Origin of the sequence: Streptomyces sp. NBC_00984 (genome assembly GCF_045162475.1) — a bacterium.
GTDB lineage: Bacteria > Actinomycetota > Actinomycetes > Streptomycetales > Streptomycetaceae > Streptomyces.
Genome location: NZ_CP108735.1, coordinates 324,323 through 339,547 on the forward strand (window position 1 = coordinate 324,323; position 15,225 = coordinate 339,547).

The following is a 15,225-nucleotide window of genomic DNA, read 5'->3' on the forward strand; positions in this document are numbered from 1 at the left end:
GCGAGCAGTTCCAGAGGGACACGTGGTGCCGCGCGGCGGCCACCCTGCGCACGCAGACGCAAAAAAGACCAGCGGACGTCGCCCCAACCACGCTTCCCCAGTATTGGGATGGACGACCCACCGGTTCGATACCGACAGTGACCCATGCGGGCGTACGACCGGCAAGGGCATAAGCAGATGAATCATTCATATGGAGTAACGGAGAGAGGGGATCCACCCTCCCCACGGCAGCACAGCCCCTTTAGAGGTCATCTCATTTAGCGAGTCTGCGGTAGCAGATGAGGGTGCAGGCGATGCTGGTGAAGGCGCGGAAGTGCTCGGCTTTGCGCTCGTAGCGGCGGTGGAGGCGGCGGCAGCCCGCGAAGCCAGGCCATTTTGCGTTCGATGATCCAGCGGTGGCGGCCGAGTCGCTGTGTGGACTCGGTTCCCTTGCGGGCGATGCGGTGAGTGATGCCGCGTCCGCGTAGCCATCGCCGCAGGTGGGAGTAGTCGTAGCCCTTGTCGGCGTGGAGTTTTCCGGGCTTGCGCCGTCGGGGCCCGCGGCGGGAGCGGATCGGCGGTATCCCTTGCACGAGGGGGATCAGGGCCTGGCTGTCGTGCAGGTTCGCCCCTGAAAGTCCGACGGAGAGGGGCAGACCGGTCCGCTCGGTGATCAAGTGGATTTTCGAGCCGTACTTGCCCCGGTCGACAGGATTCGGACCTGTCAGGTCCCCCTTTTCAGGGCCCGCATGTTGACCGAGTCGATCACGCAGCGGGACCAGTCCAGCTCGCCGCAGGCACCGAGTTCGTCGAGGACCAGGCGGTGGAGCTCGGCCCACACCCTGGCCCTTGTCCATTCGGAGAACCTTCGGTGGGCCGTAGCCCCCGACGGCCCGAACGACGCCGACGACAACTGCTGCCACGTGCAGCCCGACGTGGCCACGAACACGATCGCGGCCAGCACCTCACGGTCGCCATGCCGACGCCGTCCACCGCCCTGAGGCCGCGACGGCGCCTCCGGCACCACCCGCTGAAATAGTTCCCACAGTTCATCCGGCACCAGCCGTTCGACAATCCCCACGAGCCACAGCCTACTCAACTAGCCAAATGAGATGACGTCTTAGAGCAACCACCGATCCTGCGCGCAGCGAAGCACCTCCTACTGCCAAGCCGAAGCAATGAGGACTTCCGAACAATCCGCACCTGCGCCGAAGGAGACGGCAGTCATGGAGAATCCCAACGTCATTCTCACTGGTGGTCCTACGTTCCTCATCCACGAGGAGGACCGCGTGCGCTACGTCGCGAACACGAACTTCAAGGTGAAGGTGCTCTCGGGCAACCGGTACGAGCACTTCGAGCCGACCGACGAGACCGTCGTCGAAGACAACCAGGAGCTCCAGGTGTTCGCCTGGAGCGGCCGCGCCTACGTCGCCGAGTAGAACCAAGAAGGCCGAACAGACCGAACAGACCGAACAGACCGAACAGACCGAACGCGACCGGAATCGGTCAGCTCCGGCCGGCGACACGAAACAATCCACGAGGCAGCGGCCCGGCACCGTACCGGACCGCTGCCTGTCTCTGTCCGCACCACCTCGGGAACGGGCCGTACTCGCTCGGCAGCGGTCCCGACGGGCCGGAACCCGAGGCCGGCGGAACGCGTCGGGGCGGGCCTGGCGCCGGCCCAGGTAGTGGAGTCAACTCCGGCAGCGGAGGCCGACCGTGATCAGCATCATTTACGCATCATTCCAGGTCGAACCAGGGCTTGTTGGCAGCCCAGTGCTCGACCCACCCTGCGAATCCGGGTTCAGCCGTGGTGAACCCGAACCCGGCTCCGAATGGAGTCGCCCCTTCGCCGGTGATGAACCAAACGTGTCCGCGATGCGGGCCGGTGACGACGAGATGCCAGTACATACCGCAGCCGTCTGTCCCGAGCACGATTGTCCCGTGATTGAACATCTGGTCCAGGATCGGTTCAATCTCCTCCGACGGCCTTGAGTCCTCATCCCACAGCCAACTCGAGGTGAGCGGGAAGGGCCGACTCAGGTCGCGTTCGTCCCGGCCATCACCCCAGTCGGCGGGCAGCGCTGCCAGTCCCACCAACCCATAATCCGGCGGCCCGGAGTGCGACCCGTCGGTGACCTCCGCAACGAAGGTCCGATAGGGCTCCGGCAGGACTATGCCGTGCTCCGCTTCGAAGGCTTGCACCGCTTCCCAACCCAGCGCGGACTCACCGCCGTCGTCGATGTCGAAGGCCGCACGAATCGCAGCGAGGTCGTCAGGGTCTGCGTGCTCGGTGTTCATGCGGCCTATTGGTATCAGCCAGCAGTGACAGCGACCCCAGCACATCAGCTTGGGTCTCTGGCTGCCGGTGCGGGCGCGGGCGGCGGCGAGGCCGTCCATGGTGCGTCCGGACATCAAGGGGTACGCGAACTCGGTGATGGCGCCCAGGAGCAGGACCGGAAGAGCATCGAGTCGATGGCGGTGGAGGTGTCGATGCCCCTGGTCGAGGACGAAGGGTCAGCCGGAGGCGGGACGTGGCGTCAGTCGGGCGGCGCGGGTTTCCAGGTAGCGGCGCTCGGTCAGGCTGGTGGTGCCGTGGGCGGCGCGGTGGTAGTACTCCCGGGCCGCCGGGTGGTCGCCGGCCATCTCCAGCAGGTGTGCGCGGACCGCGTGCAGCCGGTGGTGGTCGGTGATCCGGTCATCCGCGGCCAGATGGTCCAGCAGGGCCAGGCCGGCCTGCGGTCCGTCGATCATGGCGACCGCCACCGCCCGGTTCAGGCTGGCCATCGGGTTCGGCGAGAGCCGCTCCAGGATCTTGTACAGCGTGTTGATCTGGCGCCAGTCGGTCTCGCCGGTGCTGGGCGCCTCGTCGTGCAGCGCGGCGATGGCGGCCTGCAACTGGTAGGGGCCGAGCGTCGAGCGGGTCATCGCGTCGGTGACCAGCGCGACGCCCTCGACGATGCGACCGCGGTCCCAGCGCGAGCGGTCCTGTTCGTCGAGCGGGATCAGCTCGCCGTGTGGGCCGGTGCGGGCGGCCCGGCGGGCGTCGGTGAGCAGCATCAGGGCCAGCAGGCCGGCCACCGCGCCGTCGTCCGGCAGCAGCCGGTGCAGCAGGCGGGTCAGCCGGATGGCCTCGGCGGCCAGGTCGTCGCGGCGCAGCCGGTCGCCGGAGCTGGCGATGTAGCCCTCGTTGAAGATCACGTACAGCACGTGCAGTACGACCCTCAGTCGGTCCGCCCGGTCCTGCCCGACCGGCATGGTGAACTCGCTGCCGGCGGCCTTGATCCGTTGCTTGGCCCGGCTGATCCGGGACGCCATGGTCGGTTCCGGCACGAAGTAGGCGCGGGCGATCTCCGCGGTGGTCAGTCCGCCGACCGCGCGCAGTGTCAGCGCGACCTGCGAGGCCGGGCTCAGCGCCGGGTGGCAGCACAGGAACAGCAGAGTGAGGGTGTCGTCCCGGTCGGCCGGGGTGTCCTCACCGGGGCCGGGCGACGTCGGATCCGGCTCCCGGGCGGCCACCGCGTCCTCGCGCCGGCGCCGGGCCTGTTCGCTGCGAATCTGGTCGACCAGGCGGCGGCCGGCGACTGTGGTCAGCCAGCCGTGCGGGTTGTCCGGGACGCCCTCGGCCGGCCAGCGTGTCGCCGCGGCGAGCAGCGCCTCCTGCACGGCGTCCTCGCTCAGGTCGAACTGCCCGTACCGGCGCACCAGCGCGCCGAGGGCCTGCGGCGCGAGCGCGCGCAGCAGGCCCTCGACGGTGGCGCGGTCGGCACTCACGCGGTCGGACCGCCGGAGAAGATCACCTGGCGGACCTCGATGCCCAGGCCGTTGAACCGGGCGTCCGGGATCATCGCGGCCAGTTCCAGCGCGCGGTCCCTGCTCGCGACGTCGACCAGGTAGTAGCCGCCCAGGAACTCCTTGGCCTCCAGGTAGGGGCCGTCGGTGACGACCGGCACACCGTCGCGTACGCGGACCACCGAGCTCTGGGACGGGTCGGCCAGGGCCTCGGTGCCGATCATCTCGCCGGACTCGCGGGTCGTCTTCATGAATGTGCCGTGACCGTCCATGATCTCCTGGCGCTCGGCCTCCGTCAGTTCCTCCATGATGGCCGGGTTGATGTGCATGATCAGCAGGAACTTCATGTCCAACTCCTCACCGTCGCGGCGCCCGTTCGGGCCCCGTCATCGGGTGGTCGTCGCGGACCGAACGGTCTTGACATACCGGCGACAAATTCAGCAGATCAAATATTTCTGCCGTCGCGGGTCAAGATCCGTCGAGCGGCTCCGACCGTACCGCGACGATCCACCCAGAGGAGGTTGCCCCATGAGCACGACGACGACCAAGACGGCACCAGCCGTGGACCGCGCCGGGCGGCGGGCCTGGCTCGGCCTGGCCCTGCTGGCACTGCCCACCCTGTTGGTCGGCCTGGACATGAACGTTCTGTTCCTGGCACTGCCGAGGCTGACTGCGGACCTGGGGCCGAGCGGCACCGAGCAGTTGTGGATCACCGACAGCTACGGGTTCATGACGGCCGGGTTCGTGATCACGATGGGCACCCTGGGCGACCGGATCGGCCGACGAAGGCTGCTGCTGATCGGCGCGGCCGGGTTCGGCGCCGCGTCCGTGCTGGCCGCGTTCTCGACGGGCGCGACGATGCTGATCGCGGCGCGGTTACTGCTCGGCCTGGCCGCTGCCGCCCTGATGCCGTCCACGCTGGCGCTGATCACCAGCATGTTCGCCGACGGCCGGCAGCGCGGGCGGGCCATCTCGATCTGGGCCACCTGCAACTTCACCAGCGCCGCTGTCGGGCCGGTGCTCGGCGGGTTCCTGCTGCAGCACTTCTGGTGGGGTTCGGTGTTCCTGGTGGCCGCGCCGGTGATGCTGCTGGTGCTGGTGGCCGGGCCGGTGCTGCTGCCGGAGTACCGCAACCCGGACCGGGGCAGGCTGGATCTGGTCAGCGCGGCGCTGTCGATGGCGGCCGTGTTGCCGATCGTCTACGGGATCAAGCGACTGGCCGTGCCCGAGGGCGGCGGCCCGGCGCTGCCGGTGGTCGCGATCGTGGTCGGCGCCGGCGTCGGCGCGCTGTTCGTCCGGCGGCAACTGCGCCTGGCCACGCCGCTGCTGGACCTGCGACTGTTCCGGAACCCGACCTTCACCGCGGTGCTGTGCGCGCTGGTGCTGGCCGGCCTCGTGATGGCCGGCACCGCGCTGCTGGGCACCCAGTTCCTGCAGAGTGTGCTCGACCTGTCGCCGAGCACCGCGGCGCTGTGGTTCGCGCCGATGGGGCTGGCCGTGGGGCTGGGCACGATGCTGGCGCCGGCGCTGGGCCGGAGGCTGACGACGTCCGCCGCAATCGCGGTCGGGCTGGCCGGCTCGGTGCTGGGCTGTCTGCTGATCACCCAGGTCGGCGCCGGCGGCGGGCCACTGCCGTTGGCGGTCGGGGTGGCAGTGCTGGCGCTGGGAACCGGTCCGCTGTTCGCGCTCGGCATCGGCGTGGTCGTGGGCGCGGTGCCGGCGGAGCGGGCCGGCTCGGCCGCGTCGATGTCGGAGACCAGCAACTTCTTCGGCGCGTCGCTGGGCATGGCGCTGCTCGGCGCGGCAGGCGCCGGCCTCTACCACCAGCGGATGGCCGACCCGGTGGCGGACGCAACGTCGGCCGGGCTGCCCACGGAAGCGGCGCGCCCGGCCGGGGAGACGCTGGCCGGCGCGGTCGGCGCGGCGCCCCAGCTTCCCGACCGGGCTGCGGCCGACCTGCTGCGCGCGGCGCACGACGCGTTCACCGCCGGGCTGCAGGTGGCCGGCGTCGTCGGCGCGGTCATCTTCGCGGGCCTTGCGGTGTGGTTCTTGCGGGTGCACCGCCGATCCCAGCGGGGCTGACCGGCGCCCGGCGCCTCCGCACCGGCCCGGAGCGGGTCATCGCTGCGGCCGAAGAAGCATTCCACCTGCGGTTCCTCGCCCAATGCGCCGTGCCGACACCCAGATGACGACCGTCGGAGGTGTGCTCTCACCAGAACGTCGCGTTCGAGGAAGGCCTGTCCGCGGCCCGTCCGTGGACGGCCCCGTGCACGGGCACTTCCTGCCGCCCGCCACCGCGATGCGGGAGGGACATCCGGTCGGGACCTGGGCAAAGAAACTCAGAACCGCTGCCGGATTGCGGACACGATCACGGAGCGGCGTGAGGCCGGCCTTCCTGTCGAATCCGGCGCGGGCACCCTGATCGAGGCGCGGGGTGCGGCGCTGGGGGAGATCAATGCGGGCCGGGGTGAGGTGGGGTGAGGTGGTCATGCAGGACGAAGACCTCAGGCGCAAGGCCTTGGCAAGGCCCGCCACCTGGGCGGCGGGACCGGCCGGGCGGTGGTCGCGGTGATCGGCGACGGGGCCCTGACGGGCGGGCCGGCGTTCGAAGGTCTCAACAGCCTCGGTCCCGCCCCCGACGGGCCGGTGATCATCGTGCTCAACGACAACGGCCACTCCTACGCCCCTGCCCCCGTAGCCCTCGCGAACCACTTGAACACCCTGAACACCCTCAAGACCGACAGCACTCACGATCTCGTCGGCGATCTCAGCCTCGACCACCTCACCGTCCTCCGAACGCTGTTTGACCCACGATGCGGCGACATCACGCAACCGGGACCGCTCGGCCCCGGCGAGGGCGGTGAGCAGACGCGGCGAGATCGCGAACACGACGCACCCGTCATCATCCTGACCAGCAACGATACGTGGCTCACCGGCTTGGACAAGTTCCTCGAAGCTGCCGCCGACAAGGAGACATTCCCACTCGACGACGGCCTCCTCAGGATCGAAGTTGCCGAACGAGTGGGGCTCGAATGCACGTCCCGGCCCGGTTTGAAACGCCAGAGCCGCTGACGTGTCATCCGGCGCCACGAAGAACTTGACCACGATACTCACCGGCGCATGATGTCTGACTGCCCCGGCCGACCTCCACCACGATCGCCCGGACAAGTCCTAGGGGTGGTAGATCTCCTGCATGGCAGTGATCTGGCGCTGGCCGTTGAGACGGTAGTAGAAGTGCGGGGTGTTGGTGAGCTTGTGGTTCACCAGCCACTTCGGGGCGACCGACTTCACGGTTGTGGTGTCGATATCGCTGAAGACCTTGACGGAGGCGCCTGCGGCGAAGACATACGACCGGGCCGCTCCCGTTGGGGTGTAGACGACGTCTTCGTCGTTCTCCGTGTTCACGTTGCACGTCTCCGGGGTGACGCGAACGACGATGCTGCCGTGGACGTTCTTGGCGGACTCCAGCTCGAAGAAGTGCTTGTACCCCGTGGGCAGGTAGCACGGCTGCCAGGCTGCAGCCCCCTTGGTCCTGGCCTGCGCGTCGGCAGCGGTGGGCGTACCCGGACTGCCGGTGGCTGAACCGGCCGTGGTGGACACGGCCGTGGTGCTTGCCGCCGGGTTCGGGCTGGCGCCGGAAGGCCCGCCCGCGGCGGCGAGGAGCGCGGCGGCGGAGGTGAGGACGACGGCGGCGGAGACGTAACGGTGGTTCATGAGCATCCTCTGCGACGAAGATTGGCTGACACCAAGGGAGATACCGGACCCTGGGTAAGGGTTTCACCGACCGCCGACCGTGACCGCACAGTGACAACCGTCACGCCACGGAGACAATCGGCCGGACCTTCGCCGGTCCGCCGGCGGCCGGCTTGAGCAATCGTCTCGGCCTGCCAGCGCTGGCAGGATTGGCGATCTCTCCGCGTCGGAGGACGCGGACCAGGACGGAGAGGTCAGCCATGTCCATAGCCGCATCTACGAACACACGCACAATGGTCGAGGAGTTGCTGCGCAGAATCAGCGAGGGCGACCCCGAGCGCATCGCCGAACTGTATGCCGAGCAGGGCGATTGGAAGCTCAACTGGCCGGAGACCGAGCACGGCCGAACTGCCACGCCGTGGATCCGTCACCGGTCCACCCGGGCCGACGCGGCCGCCCACTATCGCGAGCTTGCCGAGCACCACTTGCCGGAGCACGTGGCGACTGAGGTCGAGCGCATCCTCATAGACGGAAACGACGCGGTCGTGCTCGGCGAGATCCGCCAGACCGCCCGGCCCACCGGACGTGCGTATCGCGCGCGGTTCTCTCTGCATCTCACCATCGAAGACGGCCTGGTCACCCGGCACCATGTCTACGAGGACAGCCTCGCCGTCGCCCAGGCATTCGACGAGGAGCATCGGTGAAGGGCCACCAGGTCACTTGCGAAGATGCTGCCCACAGCCACTCATTGATAGCCGCTACGAGGACAGTGGAGTGGCCTTGTAGCGGACGGCGAGATTCTCGTAGCGGGTGGGTACCGCCCGGTGCCTCTTGAGTTGATTGATGCCGCACTCCGAACAGGCCACACCGTAGGGCAATCGGCCGGGTCGGAGTGCACGGCATCGTCGGCGCGCGGACCGGTGCGGGGAGAGTGAGCCTTCGCCAACTTGAAGTCGCAGGTCAGAGGGATGGCGTGACGGTCTTCCGGGTGCTCCCGCTGGTCGTGGGCGGCAGTCTGCGGGGGAGATCGTCTGTCAGAGTGGTCGGCAACACCGTTGCGTTTGGCCCCTGAGCTGTACGTCAAGCCCTGCTGAACAGCGCAACGGGACCACCTGATAGATCAACGATCGGCGAAGAAAGTCGGTCAAGGTCAGGGGTCCCGTTGCAGGAGAAGTCTGTCATCACGTCCACGATCGAGACAGCCCGGGGTGTTTTCGCGCCGGGTCATCTGGGGGAGTTGACCCAGATCGTGGACTTCGCGCTGGTGGACGCGGTGCTGGAGGAGACCGGTCGGCGCGAGAAGCGCCTGCGGCTGCTGCCTTCGCGGGTGGTGGTGTACTTCGTGCTCGCTCTCGCACTGTTCGAACACCGCTCGTACCGCACGGTGTGGTCCAAGCTGACCACCGCCCTGACCCCGCTGGCCCTGGTGCATCCTGCGGTCTCCTCGCTGACGCGGGCCAGGCGCAGGGTGGGGGCTGCACCCCTGCGGCGTCTGTTCGAGACGCTTGCCGGGCCCGTCGCCCGCCCCGGGCAGGCCGGGTCCTTCTACCGGGGCCTGCGCACGGTGGCTGTCGACGGGACCCTGCTGCACACCCCCGACGACGAGACGCTCACCTGGCGCTACCCCAAGCGGGCCGCGGAGAGTCTGGAGTTCGGCTATCCGCTCCTGCGGCTGCTGGCCCTGGTCGAGTGCGGCACCCGCGCGCTCATAGCCGCCGCCTTCGGACCGGAGTCCGAGGGTGAACTCCCCTATGCCAAGCGGCTTCTGACCGCCCTGGACAAGACGATGCTCCTGCTGGCCGACGCGGCCTTCGACGGCAACGAGTTCCTTGATGCCGTCCATCAGAGTGGGGCCCGGTTCCTGGTGCGCTCCGGGGCCCGCCGCGTCCCCACCCCCGCCGAGCACCTGGGCGACGGCTCCTACATCGCCCGCATCGGCTACGGCGTCCTGCGGGTACTGCTGCCGGTGCGCGTGATCGAGGCGACCCTCACCGTCACCTTGGCCGATGGCACCGTCCGCACCGAGCAGTGGCGGCTGATCACAAATCTGCTGGACCCCGTCCGTTTTCCGGCCGCCGAGCTCGTTGATCTCTATCACCGCAGGTGGCAGGCGGAAACTACGTATTTTTCGATCAAGGCCACGATGCTCGACGGCCGCGTCCTGCGCTCCCGCAGCATTGATGGCCTCGACCAGGAGGTCTACGCCCTGCTCACCGCCTACCAGGCTCTGATCCGTGCCGGCGACGACGCCCTGACCGGACGGCCGGAAGTACCCATGGAACGGATCAGTTTCACCGTCCTACTGGCCGCCGCAACCGACACCGTCACCGCCGGCCTTGGAATCTTCCCCGGCACCCTCATCGACCTGGTCGGCACGATCGGCCACGCCGCCCTGGGCGACCTCCTGCCCGCCCACCGACGGCAACGAGTGAAGGCCCGCACACGCAAGAACCCCACCAGCAAGTACGGCCCGAACGCCGGACAGCACCCCCAGAAGGCCCAGAACTACACCGTCCACACCACCGTTGCATTCTTCGCCCACGGCCTCAGCAGCCGCTCACGGCCCTAACGCAACGGTGTTGGAGTGGTCGGCTATGGACCCGGCTTGGAGGGGTCGTGGGTGATCAGGTCTCCCGGCTGGCACCGCAGGACCTCGCAGATCCTCGACAGGGTCGAGAAGCGGATGGCCTTGGCCCGGCCGTTCTTCAGTACGGACAGGTTGACGACGGTGATACCCACCTGCGCGGACAGCTCGGTAAGTGTCATGCCGCGCTCGGCGAGAAGGCGGTCGAGGTGGATCCGGATCGCGTGAGATTCCTCTTCGGGCATCAGATGGTCCCTTCGAGGTCCTCTCGCATGCGCACGCCCTCACGCATGATCCTCCCCATGATCACTGCGGCGAGGCCGGCGAGGACGAGCACCAGCGGCCCGGAGACCGTCGGCTCAGAACCCACGATCGGCGCCATGCTCCCGACGAGCCAGGACTGCGACCAGCCGACGACGAGGCCCGCCAGCGGCGTACCCACGGTGACGAACCAGCCGAGAACGGAGAGCCGTTGTGCCACCGCCTCGGTGAACGGCCCCTGCAGCAGGACGGCCTTGAGCAGCCGGGAGAAGAGCAGCAGCGCGAGCGCACCGAACAGCAGCCAGGGCAGTTCGCCACCGAGATCGGCGGCGCGCTGCCCCCCAGAGGGACTGTCCTGGCAGAGGCGCGTGGCACTGCTGGACACCTTCACGTCCGTGCCCACCGGCAGTGGGTCTGCCAGTGAGGCGTTGTGCCAGAAGTCCGTCTGCACGCAGACCGCCCCGTCGTCGAGCAGGTGCGTGACCCCCGTGCCGATGAAAGCGAGCCCGCAGAGCGCCGCCAGCGCAAAGGTCACCGAGGCCAGGGTCCTCGTGAGTCGCGTGTTCATTACATCCCTCCCCATCGATTTTCGATATGCCCAAGATAGAGGAGCATATCGATATTCGACAAGTACATGGCCGCTGCGGATGAGCCAACAGCTCGCGGATGAGCCAACAGCTCGCCGACGAACGCGCCTCGGCCTTGCCGACACCCGGGCGGGTGGGCGGACGAGCGGTGACGCTGATCCCGCAACGACCAGTTCGCCACCCGCCTGTGACCAGGGACGCCGCCCGGAGCGGTGCGGCGCCGGCGTAACCGGCGGAACTACTCCGGCAAACGCCACCGTCACGGCCTGCGCAGTGCACAACATCGTCAGCCTTGATCCGCCGTTCCGAGCGGCGGCGGACCCGGTGGTCGCCCTCGGCCATCAGCGGTTCGGCGAGGAAGCCGCGGCAAGTCATCCGGTCCTTGACCGCCCTGTCACGGGAAATCCCTCATACCGCGGGGTGGGGGCGTCACGCGTAGTTGCGCAGTTCGGGCCACGCCTCGCCCCAGGGGCGGCGGGGACCGGTGCAGATGTAGACGTGGCCGCCCCATTCGATGTTGTGCACGCCGTTGGGGTTGGAAAGAGTGGCGGCTATGCGGACGTGCCGGAAGTACTGACGCAGGTGGGCGGCGTACCCGGGGGCGTAGTCGGGGCGGGTGCGACGGCCACGACGGGTCGTTGCGTTCGGGTTGCCGGGGCCCCACCACCAGTCGGTGTTCTGGGCACCCGTGGCGGTGGGCAGCCCGGTGCTGCGGCCCAGTTCGTTGATGGCGCCGGCCTCGCTGTAGTCCGCCGCGAAGACCACCGCGTTCACACGCTGTCCGGGCGGGAGCCCGGTCCACACCTGCCGCACGGTGCCGACCAGTTGGGGCCAGCCCAGGGTCTCCCCCGATATCGGGCTGATGCCGTACGTCCAGGCCACGGCGGAGGGCGGCAGCACCCGGCAGCGCGATCACGGCGGACAGCGCGGCCGAGACGGCGGTTACGGTCATCAGGCCGCGCAGCCGGTCCGGGCGGGAGTGCAGCCACCCGTCGAGTCCCACCGCACCGGCCGCCAGCAGACACACGTACAGCCCGCCCAGGTAGTACACCTGTGCTCCGGTCGTCACGGCGAACAGCACGAACAGCACGGCGTACGCGGTCACCAGGCACCGCCACAGCGGTCGGCCGGACCGCCACAGGAACCGCAAGCCCACCACCCACAGCGCCGTCATCGCCAGAGAGGACATGCTGAGCTGCCCCACGATCCAGGTGAGAATGTTCCCCGGGCCGCCGTGCTCACCATTCAGTGCCCGCGTCATCTCGAACATGGCCCAGCCATGCCGCACCTGCCACCACAGGTCGGGCAGCACGAGCAGCAGGGCGATCGCCGCGCCCGCGAGCAGTCGTCCACGCGGCCGGGGCGGCCCGGCGCGCACGGCTCCCGGGCCGCTCGTAGGCACCTGCTCCGGCGTGCGCAGCCACATCGCCGGGCCAGTCGCACGGCCCTCCAACAGCTCCGGCATCGCGGCCTGCTTGTGGGCATGGACGGCGGCGGTCCGCGTTGCCGGGGCGAGGTCGGCGGCTGCGCGCCACACCGACTGAAGAGCAGGCAGTGGTCACTTCTGTGCCCGATCGGACATTCCCACCGCACCCGGGTCGGTGGAGGACTCCGGCCTGGTCGCGGCTAGCGGTGGTGCGGCGGGTGGAGTAGTGGCGGCGGGATGGTGGTCGTACTGGGTGCGGTCTCCGGCCAGACCAGCAGGACGGGGCAGGAGGCGTGGTCGACGACGAAACGGCCGGCGGGGCCGAGGCTGCGGGGTCCGAGGTGGGTGCGGTCGCCGTCGCGGGCGAGGATGAGCAGGTCGGCGCCTTCTGCGGCGGCCACGACTTCCCGTTCGACGCGGCCCGAGCGTTCTTGCCGGGTACACGGTCGTCCCAGCCGCTCGGCCGCTCTGGCCAGGAGCTGTTCGGCGGAGGCGGCGGCCAGGTGTTCCACTGCGGTGCCGGGGTCGCGGTCGGGGCGTGCGCGGCCCAGCAGTCCGGCGTAGGCACCGTGCGCGGCGCCCGGCACCTCGTGGCCGGTGACATGGAGCAGCACCAGGTCGGCGTCCGCGGGCGCGTGGGTGCGGGCGGCGTCGACGCAGGCGGGCCAGGTGCCCTCCACGATCCAGACGATGACGGTCATGGTGTTCAGCCTCCGATCGCTTGGAGCGAGACCCACAGTGCCACCACCGCGAGCAGCAGGGAGGTGGGCACGGCGAACAGACCGAGTCGGGTGAACTCGCCCAGGTCCACGTCGGTGTCGTGTTCGCGCAGGATGCGTCGCCACAGCAGGGTGGCCAGCGAGCCGGCGTAGGTCAGGTTGGGACCGATGTTCACCCCGAGGAGGACTGCCAGGACAGCACCCGGGCCGGTGGGGGCGGTCAGGGGCAGCAGGACCAGGACGGCGGGCAGGTTGTTGATGACGTTCGCCAGTACGGCTGCCAGTGCCGCGATGGCGAGGAGGGCCGGGAGGCCGGTGCCGCCGGGCACCAGGTGGCCCAGTGCGTCCGCGAGGCCGTTGTCGACCACCGCCCGGACCACGATGCCCAGCGCCAGCACGAAGGCGCAGAACGGCAGGGCCGCGGCCCGGACGATCGCCGTGGGGGTGGTGCGGCGCTGGGCCAGGGCGCGGGCCGCCAGGACGGCCGCGCCCGTGGCCGCCGCCCATGCCGGGTTGACGCCGACCGCCGAGGTCAGCACGAAGCCCGCCAGCGTGCCCGCCACCGTGAGCAGGGCGAACAGCGGCAGTTCGCGGGGCTCGTCGGTGGGCGGGGCCTCGGCGCCCGCGTCCAGGTCGGTGGCGAAGAAGCGGCGGATCACCACGTACTCGGCGCCGATGGCGACCAGCCAGGGCAGGAACATCAGGGCGGCGAAGCGGGCGAAGGTCAGGCCGCTGGCGGCGAACGCCAGCAGGTTGGTCAGGTTGGAGACCGGCAGCAGCAGCGAGGCGGTGTTCGACAGGTGGGTGCAGGCGTAGACGTGCGGTTTGGCGCGGGCGCCGAGGCGGGCGGCGGTGGCGAACACCACCGGGGTCAGCAGCACCACTGTGGCGTCCAGGCTGAGGACCGCGGTGATCAGCGAGGCGGTCACGAAGACGAGGACCAGCAGGCGGCGGGGACGGCCGGACGCTCTGCGGGCCATCCAGGCACCGCAGGCGTGGAACAGACCCTCGTCGTCGCACAGCTGCGCCAGGACCAGGACGGCCGCGAGGAAGCCGATCACCGGGCCCAGCCGGGCGGCCTCGGCCGCCGCGTGGTCGAGCGAGATCACGCCGGTGGCGATGACCACCCCGGCGGCGGGAACGGCCACGACCGCCTCCGGCCAGCCCCACGGCCGGATCACCGCGCAGGCCAGCACCGCCAGGAGCAGGACGACGGAGAGTGCTTCTGCGAGTGAGGCGTTCAGGGTCTGAGCCTTTCCGGAGTGGAATCCTGGCGCCGCAGCAGGTCGAGCCGGGCAGCGGCACCGAGAAGTTCGGACCATCCGGCTTCACTCAAGTTGATCAGGGACTCCAGGTGGACCACTGGGAGCGAGGGCGGCGGGCGCGGGCCACGAGCAGCGGCTGGAAGAAGCCCGTCTCCTGCGGCATCCGCCACTCGGGGTCGACGAACCCGGCCTCGGCTGCGAGGCCGGCCAGCCGGTCCCGGCCGAGCGCCCAGTAGGTGGTACGGCGGACCTGGACGCGCCAGTCTCCGCCTGCCGGAAGGAGTTGGAAGTGCTCCAGGTCGTAGTGCTCGCCGTCGTCGTGCCAGTGCCAGAGCTGGAAGGTGACGGTTCGTTCTTCTCCGTCGGCGCAGTCGACGTTCCTGTGGACTTGTGGAGGCGTCGAGGTCGGGCGGTCGCGCAGCAGGTCGTCGTAGTGGCGAGTGCTGACCAGCAGCAGGCCGTCGGGGCGCAGCACGCGGCGCATCTCGGCCAGGGCGGCGTGCACATCCTGCTCAGTGAGCAGGTGGGGCAGCGAGTTGTCGGCGCAGACGACCGTGTCGAACCGGCCATCGGGAAACGGGAGGCGCCGCATGTCGGCGGCGGCCGTGCGCAGGCTCAGGTTCCGGCGGGCGGCCTCACGGACAGCGCGGGCGGCGGCACGAGGGCTGAGGTCGGTCCCGGTGACCTGATGCCCGCGCAGCGCCAGGCCGATGGCCTGCGTGCCGATGCCGCAGGAACAGTCGAGGACCGCCGCGCGGTCCTGGCCGATCAGGGCGTCCAGAGCGTCCCCCTGCCGGCGGATGCTCATATCCCAGTCCGGGTAGATCAGGTGGTAGTCGTCGGCCAGTTCGTCGTAGAAGTGCGCCACTGATGTCTTGGGCATGGCTGAGACTACCGTGCCTGATTCCCCGGAGGTGCC

14 protein-coding genes and 4 pseudogenes are annotated in these 15,225 nt (G+C 69.5%); 5 read left to right on the forward strand and 13 right to left on the reverse strand.

The features are described 5' to 3' along the window. Positions 1-253: 253 nt before the first annotated feature. Positions 254-1,054 (reverse strand): annotated as a pseudogene (locus OG520_RS41340) (IS5 family transposase). 151 nt (positions 1,055-1,205) lie between these two features. On the opposite strand from OG520_RS41340, the gene OG520_RS41345 reads away from it, so the two are divergent. Beyond that, positions 1,206-1,418, forward strand: a complete 213-nt coding sequence (locus tag OG520_RS41345) for a DUF5988 family protein (protein ID WP_331748234.1) — start codon at positions 1,206-1,208, stop codon at positions 1,416-1,418. 301 nt (positions 1,419-1,719) lie between these two features. Here the strand turns inward: OG520_RS41345 and OG520_RS41350 are convergent, their stop codons facing one another. The 3 genes from OG520_RS41350 to OG520_RS41360 all read right to left on the reverse strand — a co-directional run bounded on the left by OG520_RS41350 (position 1,720) and on the right by OG520_RS41360 (position 4,118). Beyond that, on the reverse strand, positions 1,720-2,280 hold the full coding sequence (locus tag OG520_RS41350) for an SMI1/KNR4 family protein (protein ID WP_331749529.1): 561 nt from the start codon (positions 2,278-2,280) through the stop codon (positions 1,720-1,722). 216 nt (positions 2,281-2,496) lie between these two features. Beyond that, positions 2,497-3,753 (reverse strand): DUF6596 domain-containing protein, encoded by a 1,257-nt coding sequence (locus OG520_RS41355; protein ID WP_331748238.1) that lies wholly within the window; start codon positions 3,751-3,753, stop codon positions 2,497-2,499. Next, on the reverse strand, positions 3,750-4,118 hold the full coding sequence (locus OG520_RS41360; protein WP_331748241.1) for a YciI family protein: 369 nt from the start codon (positions 4,116-4,118) through the stop codon (positions 3,750-3,752). Before OG520_RS41360 ends, OG520_RS41355 begins: the two co-directional genes overlap by 4 nt. A 181-nt stretch (positions 4,119-4,299) precedes the next feature. Between OG520_RS41360 and OG520_RS41365 the strand changes: the two genes are divergently transcribed. Together OG520_RS41365 and OG520_RS41370 are read left to right on the forward strand one after the other, a co-directional pair. After that, on the forward strand, positions 4,300-5,853 hold the full coding sequence (locus OG520_RS41365) for an MFS transporter (RefSeq protein WP_406016738.1): 1,554 nt from the start codon (positions 4,300-4,302) through the stop codon (positions 5,851-5,853). A gap of 435 nt (positions 5,854-6,288) precedes the next feature. Further along, positions 6,289-6,843, forward strand: a pseudogene (locus OG520_RS41370) (1-deoxy-D-xylulose-5-phosphate synthase N-terminal domain-containing protein); the annotation flags it as partial. 99 nt (positions 6,844-6,942) lie between these two features. Here the strand turns inward: OG520_RS41370 and OG520_RS41375 are convergent. Then, positions 6,943-7,485, reverse strand: coding sequence for a hypothetical protein (locus OG520_RS41375; protein ID WP_331748247.1), 543 nt, complete (start codon positions 7,483-7,485; stop codon positions 6,943-6,945). Between the two features lie 239 nt (positions 7,486-7,724). Between OG520_RS41375 and OG520_RS41380 the strand changes: the two genes are divergently transcribed. Next, a complete protein-coding gene (locus tag OG520_RS41380; RefSeq protein ID WP_331748250.1) occupies positions 7,725-8,168 on the forward strand; it encodes a nuclear transport factor 2 family protein in 444 nt (147 codons plus the stop codon). A 34-nt stretch (positions 8,169-8,202) separates the two neighbouring features. Here OG520_RS41380 and OG520_RS41385 read toward each other — a convergent pair. After that, positions 8,203-8,318, reverse strand: a pseudogene (locus OG520_RS41385) (IS5/IS1182 family transposase); the annotation flags it as partial. A gap of 308 nt (positions 8,319-8,626) precedes the next feature. On the opposite strand from OG520_RS41385, the gene OG520_RS41390 reads away from it, so the two are divergent. Beyond that, a complete protein-coding gene (locus OG520_RS41390) occupies positions 8,627-10,033 on the forward strand; it encodes an IS4 family transposase (protein ID WP_331748253.1) in 1,407 nt (468 codons plus the stop codon). A gap of 23 nt (positions 10,034-10,056) precedes the next feature. Here OG520_RS41390 and OG520_RS41395 read toward each other — a convergent pair whose 3' ends face one another. From OG520_RS41395 to OG520_RS41425, 7 genes and pseudogenes are all read right to left on the reverse strand, one after another. After that, complete coding sequence (locus tag OG520_RS41395; protein ID WP_331748256.1) at positions 10,057-10,293, reverse strand: helix-turn-helix transcriptional regulator; 237 nt, start codon at positions 10,291-10,293, stop codon at positions 10,057-10,059. Then, positions 10,293-10,877 carry a DUF2975 domain-containing protein gene (locus tag OG520_RS41400; RefSeq protein WP_331748259.1) on the reverse strand — a complete coding sequence of 195 codons (585 nt, stop codon included), beginning with the start codon at positions 10,875-10,877 and terminating at the stop codon, positions 10,293-10,295. The genes OG520_RS41395 and OG520_RS41400 overlap by 1 nt, the downstream gene beginning before the upstream one ends. 307 nt (positions 10,878-11,184) lie before the next feature. Beyond that, a pseudogene (locus OG520_RS41405) lies at positions 11,185-11,292 on the reverse strand (AAA family ATPase); the annotation flags it as partial. Between the two features lie 33 nt (positions 11,293-11,325). Continuing rightward, positions 11,326-11,796, reverse strand: a complete 471-nt coding sequence (locus OG520_RS41410; RefSeq protein WP_331748262.1) for a hypothetical protein — start codon at positions 11,794-11,796, stop codon at positions 11,326-11,328. Between the two features lie 726 nt (positions 11,797-12,522). Then, positions 12,523-13,023, reverse strand: coding sequence for a universal stress protein (locus tag OG520_RS41415; protein ID WP_331748265.1), 501 nt, complete (start codon positions 13,021-13,023; stop codon positions 12,523-12,525). Between the two features lie 5 nt (positions 13,024-13,028). Further along, positions 13,029-14,285 (reverse strand): SLC13 family permease, encoded by a 1,257-nt coding sequence (locus tag OG520_RS41420; RefSeq protein ID WP_331749533.1) that lies wholly within the window; start codon positions 14,283-14,285, stop codon positions 13,029-13,031. A 97-nt stretch (positions 14,286-14,382) separates the two neighbouring features. Next, entirely contained in the window at positions 14,383-15,189 is an 807-nt protein-coding gene (locus OG520_RS41425; RefSeq protein WP_331748268.1) for a class I SAM-dependent methyltransferase, read from the reverse strand. Between the last annotated feature and the right edge of the window lie 36 nt (positions 15,190-15,225).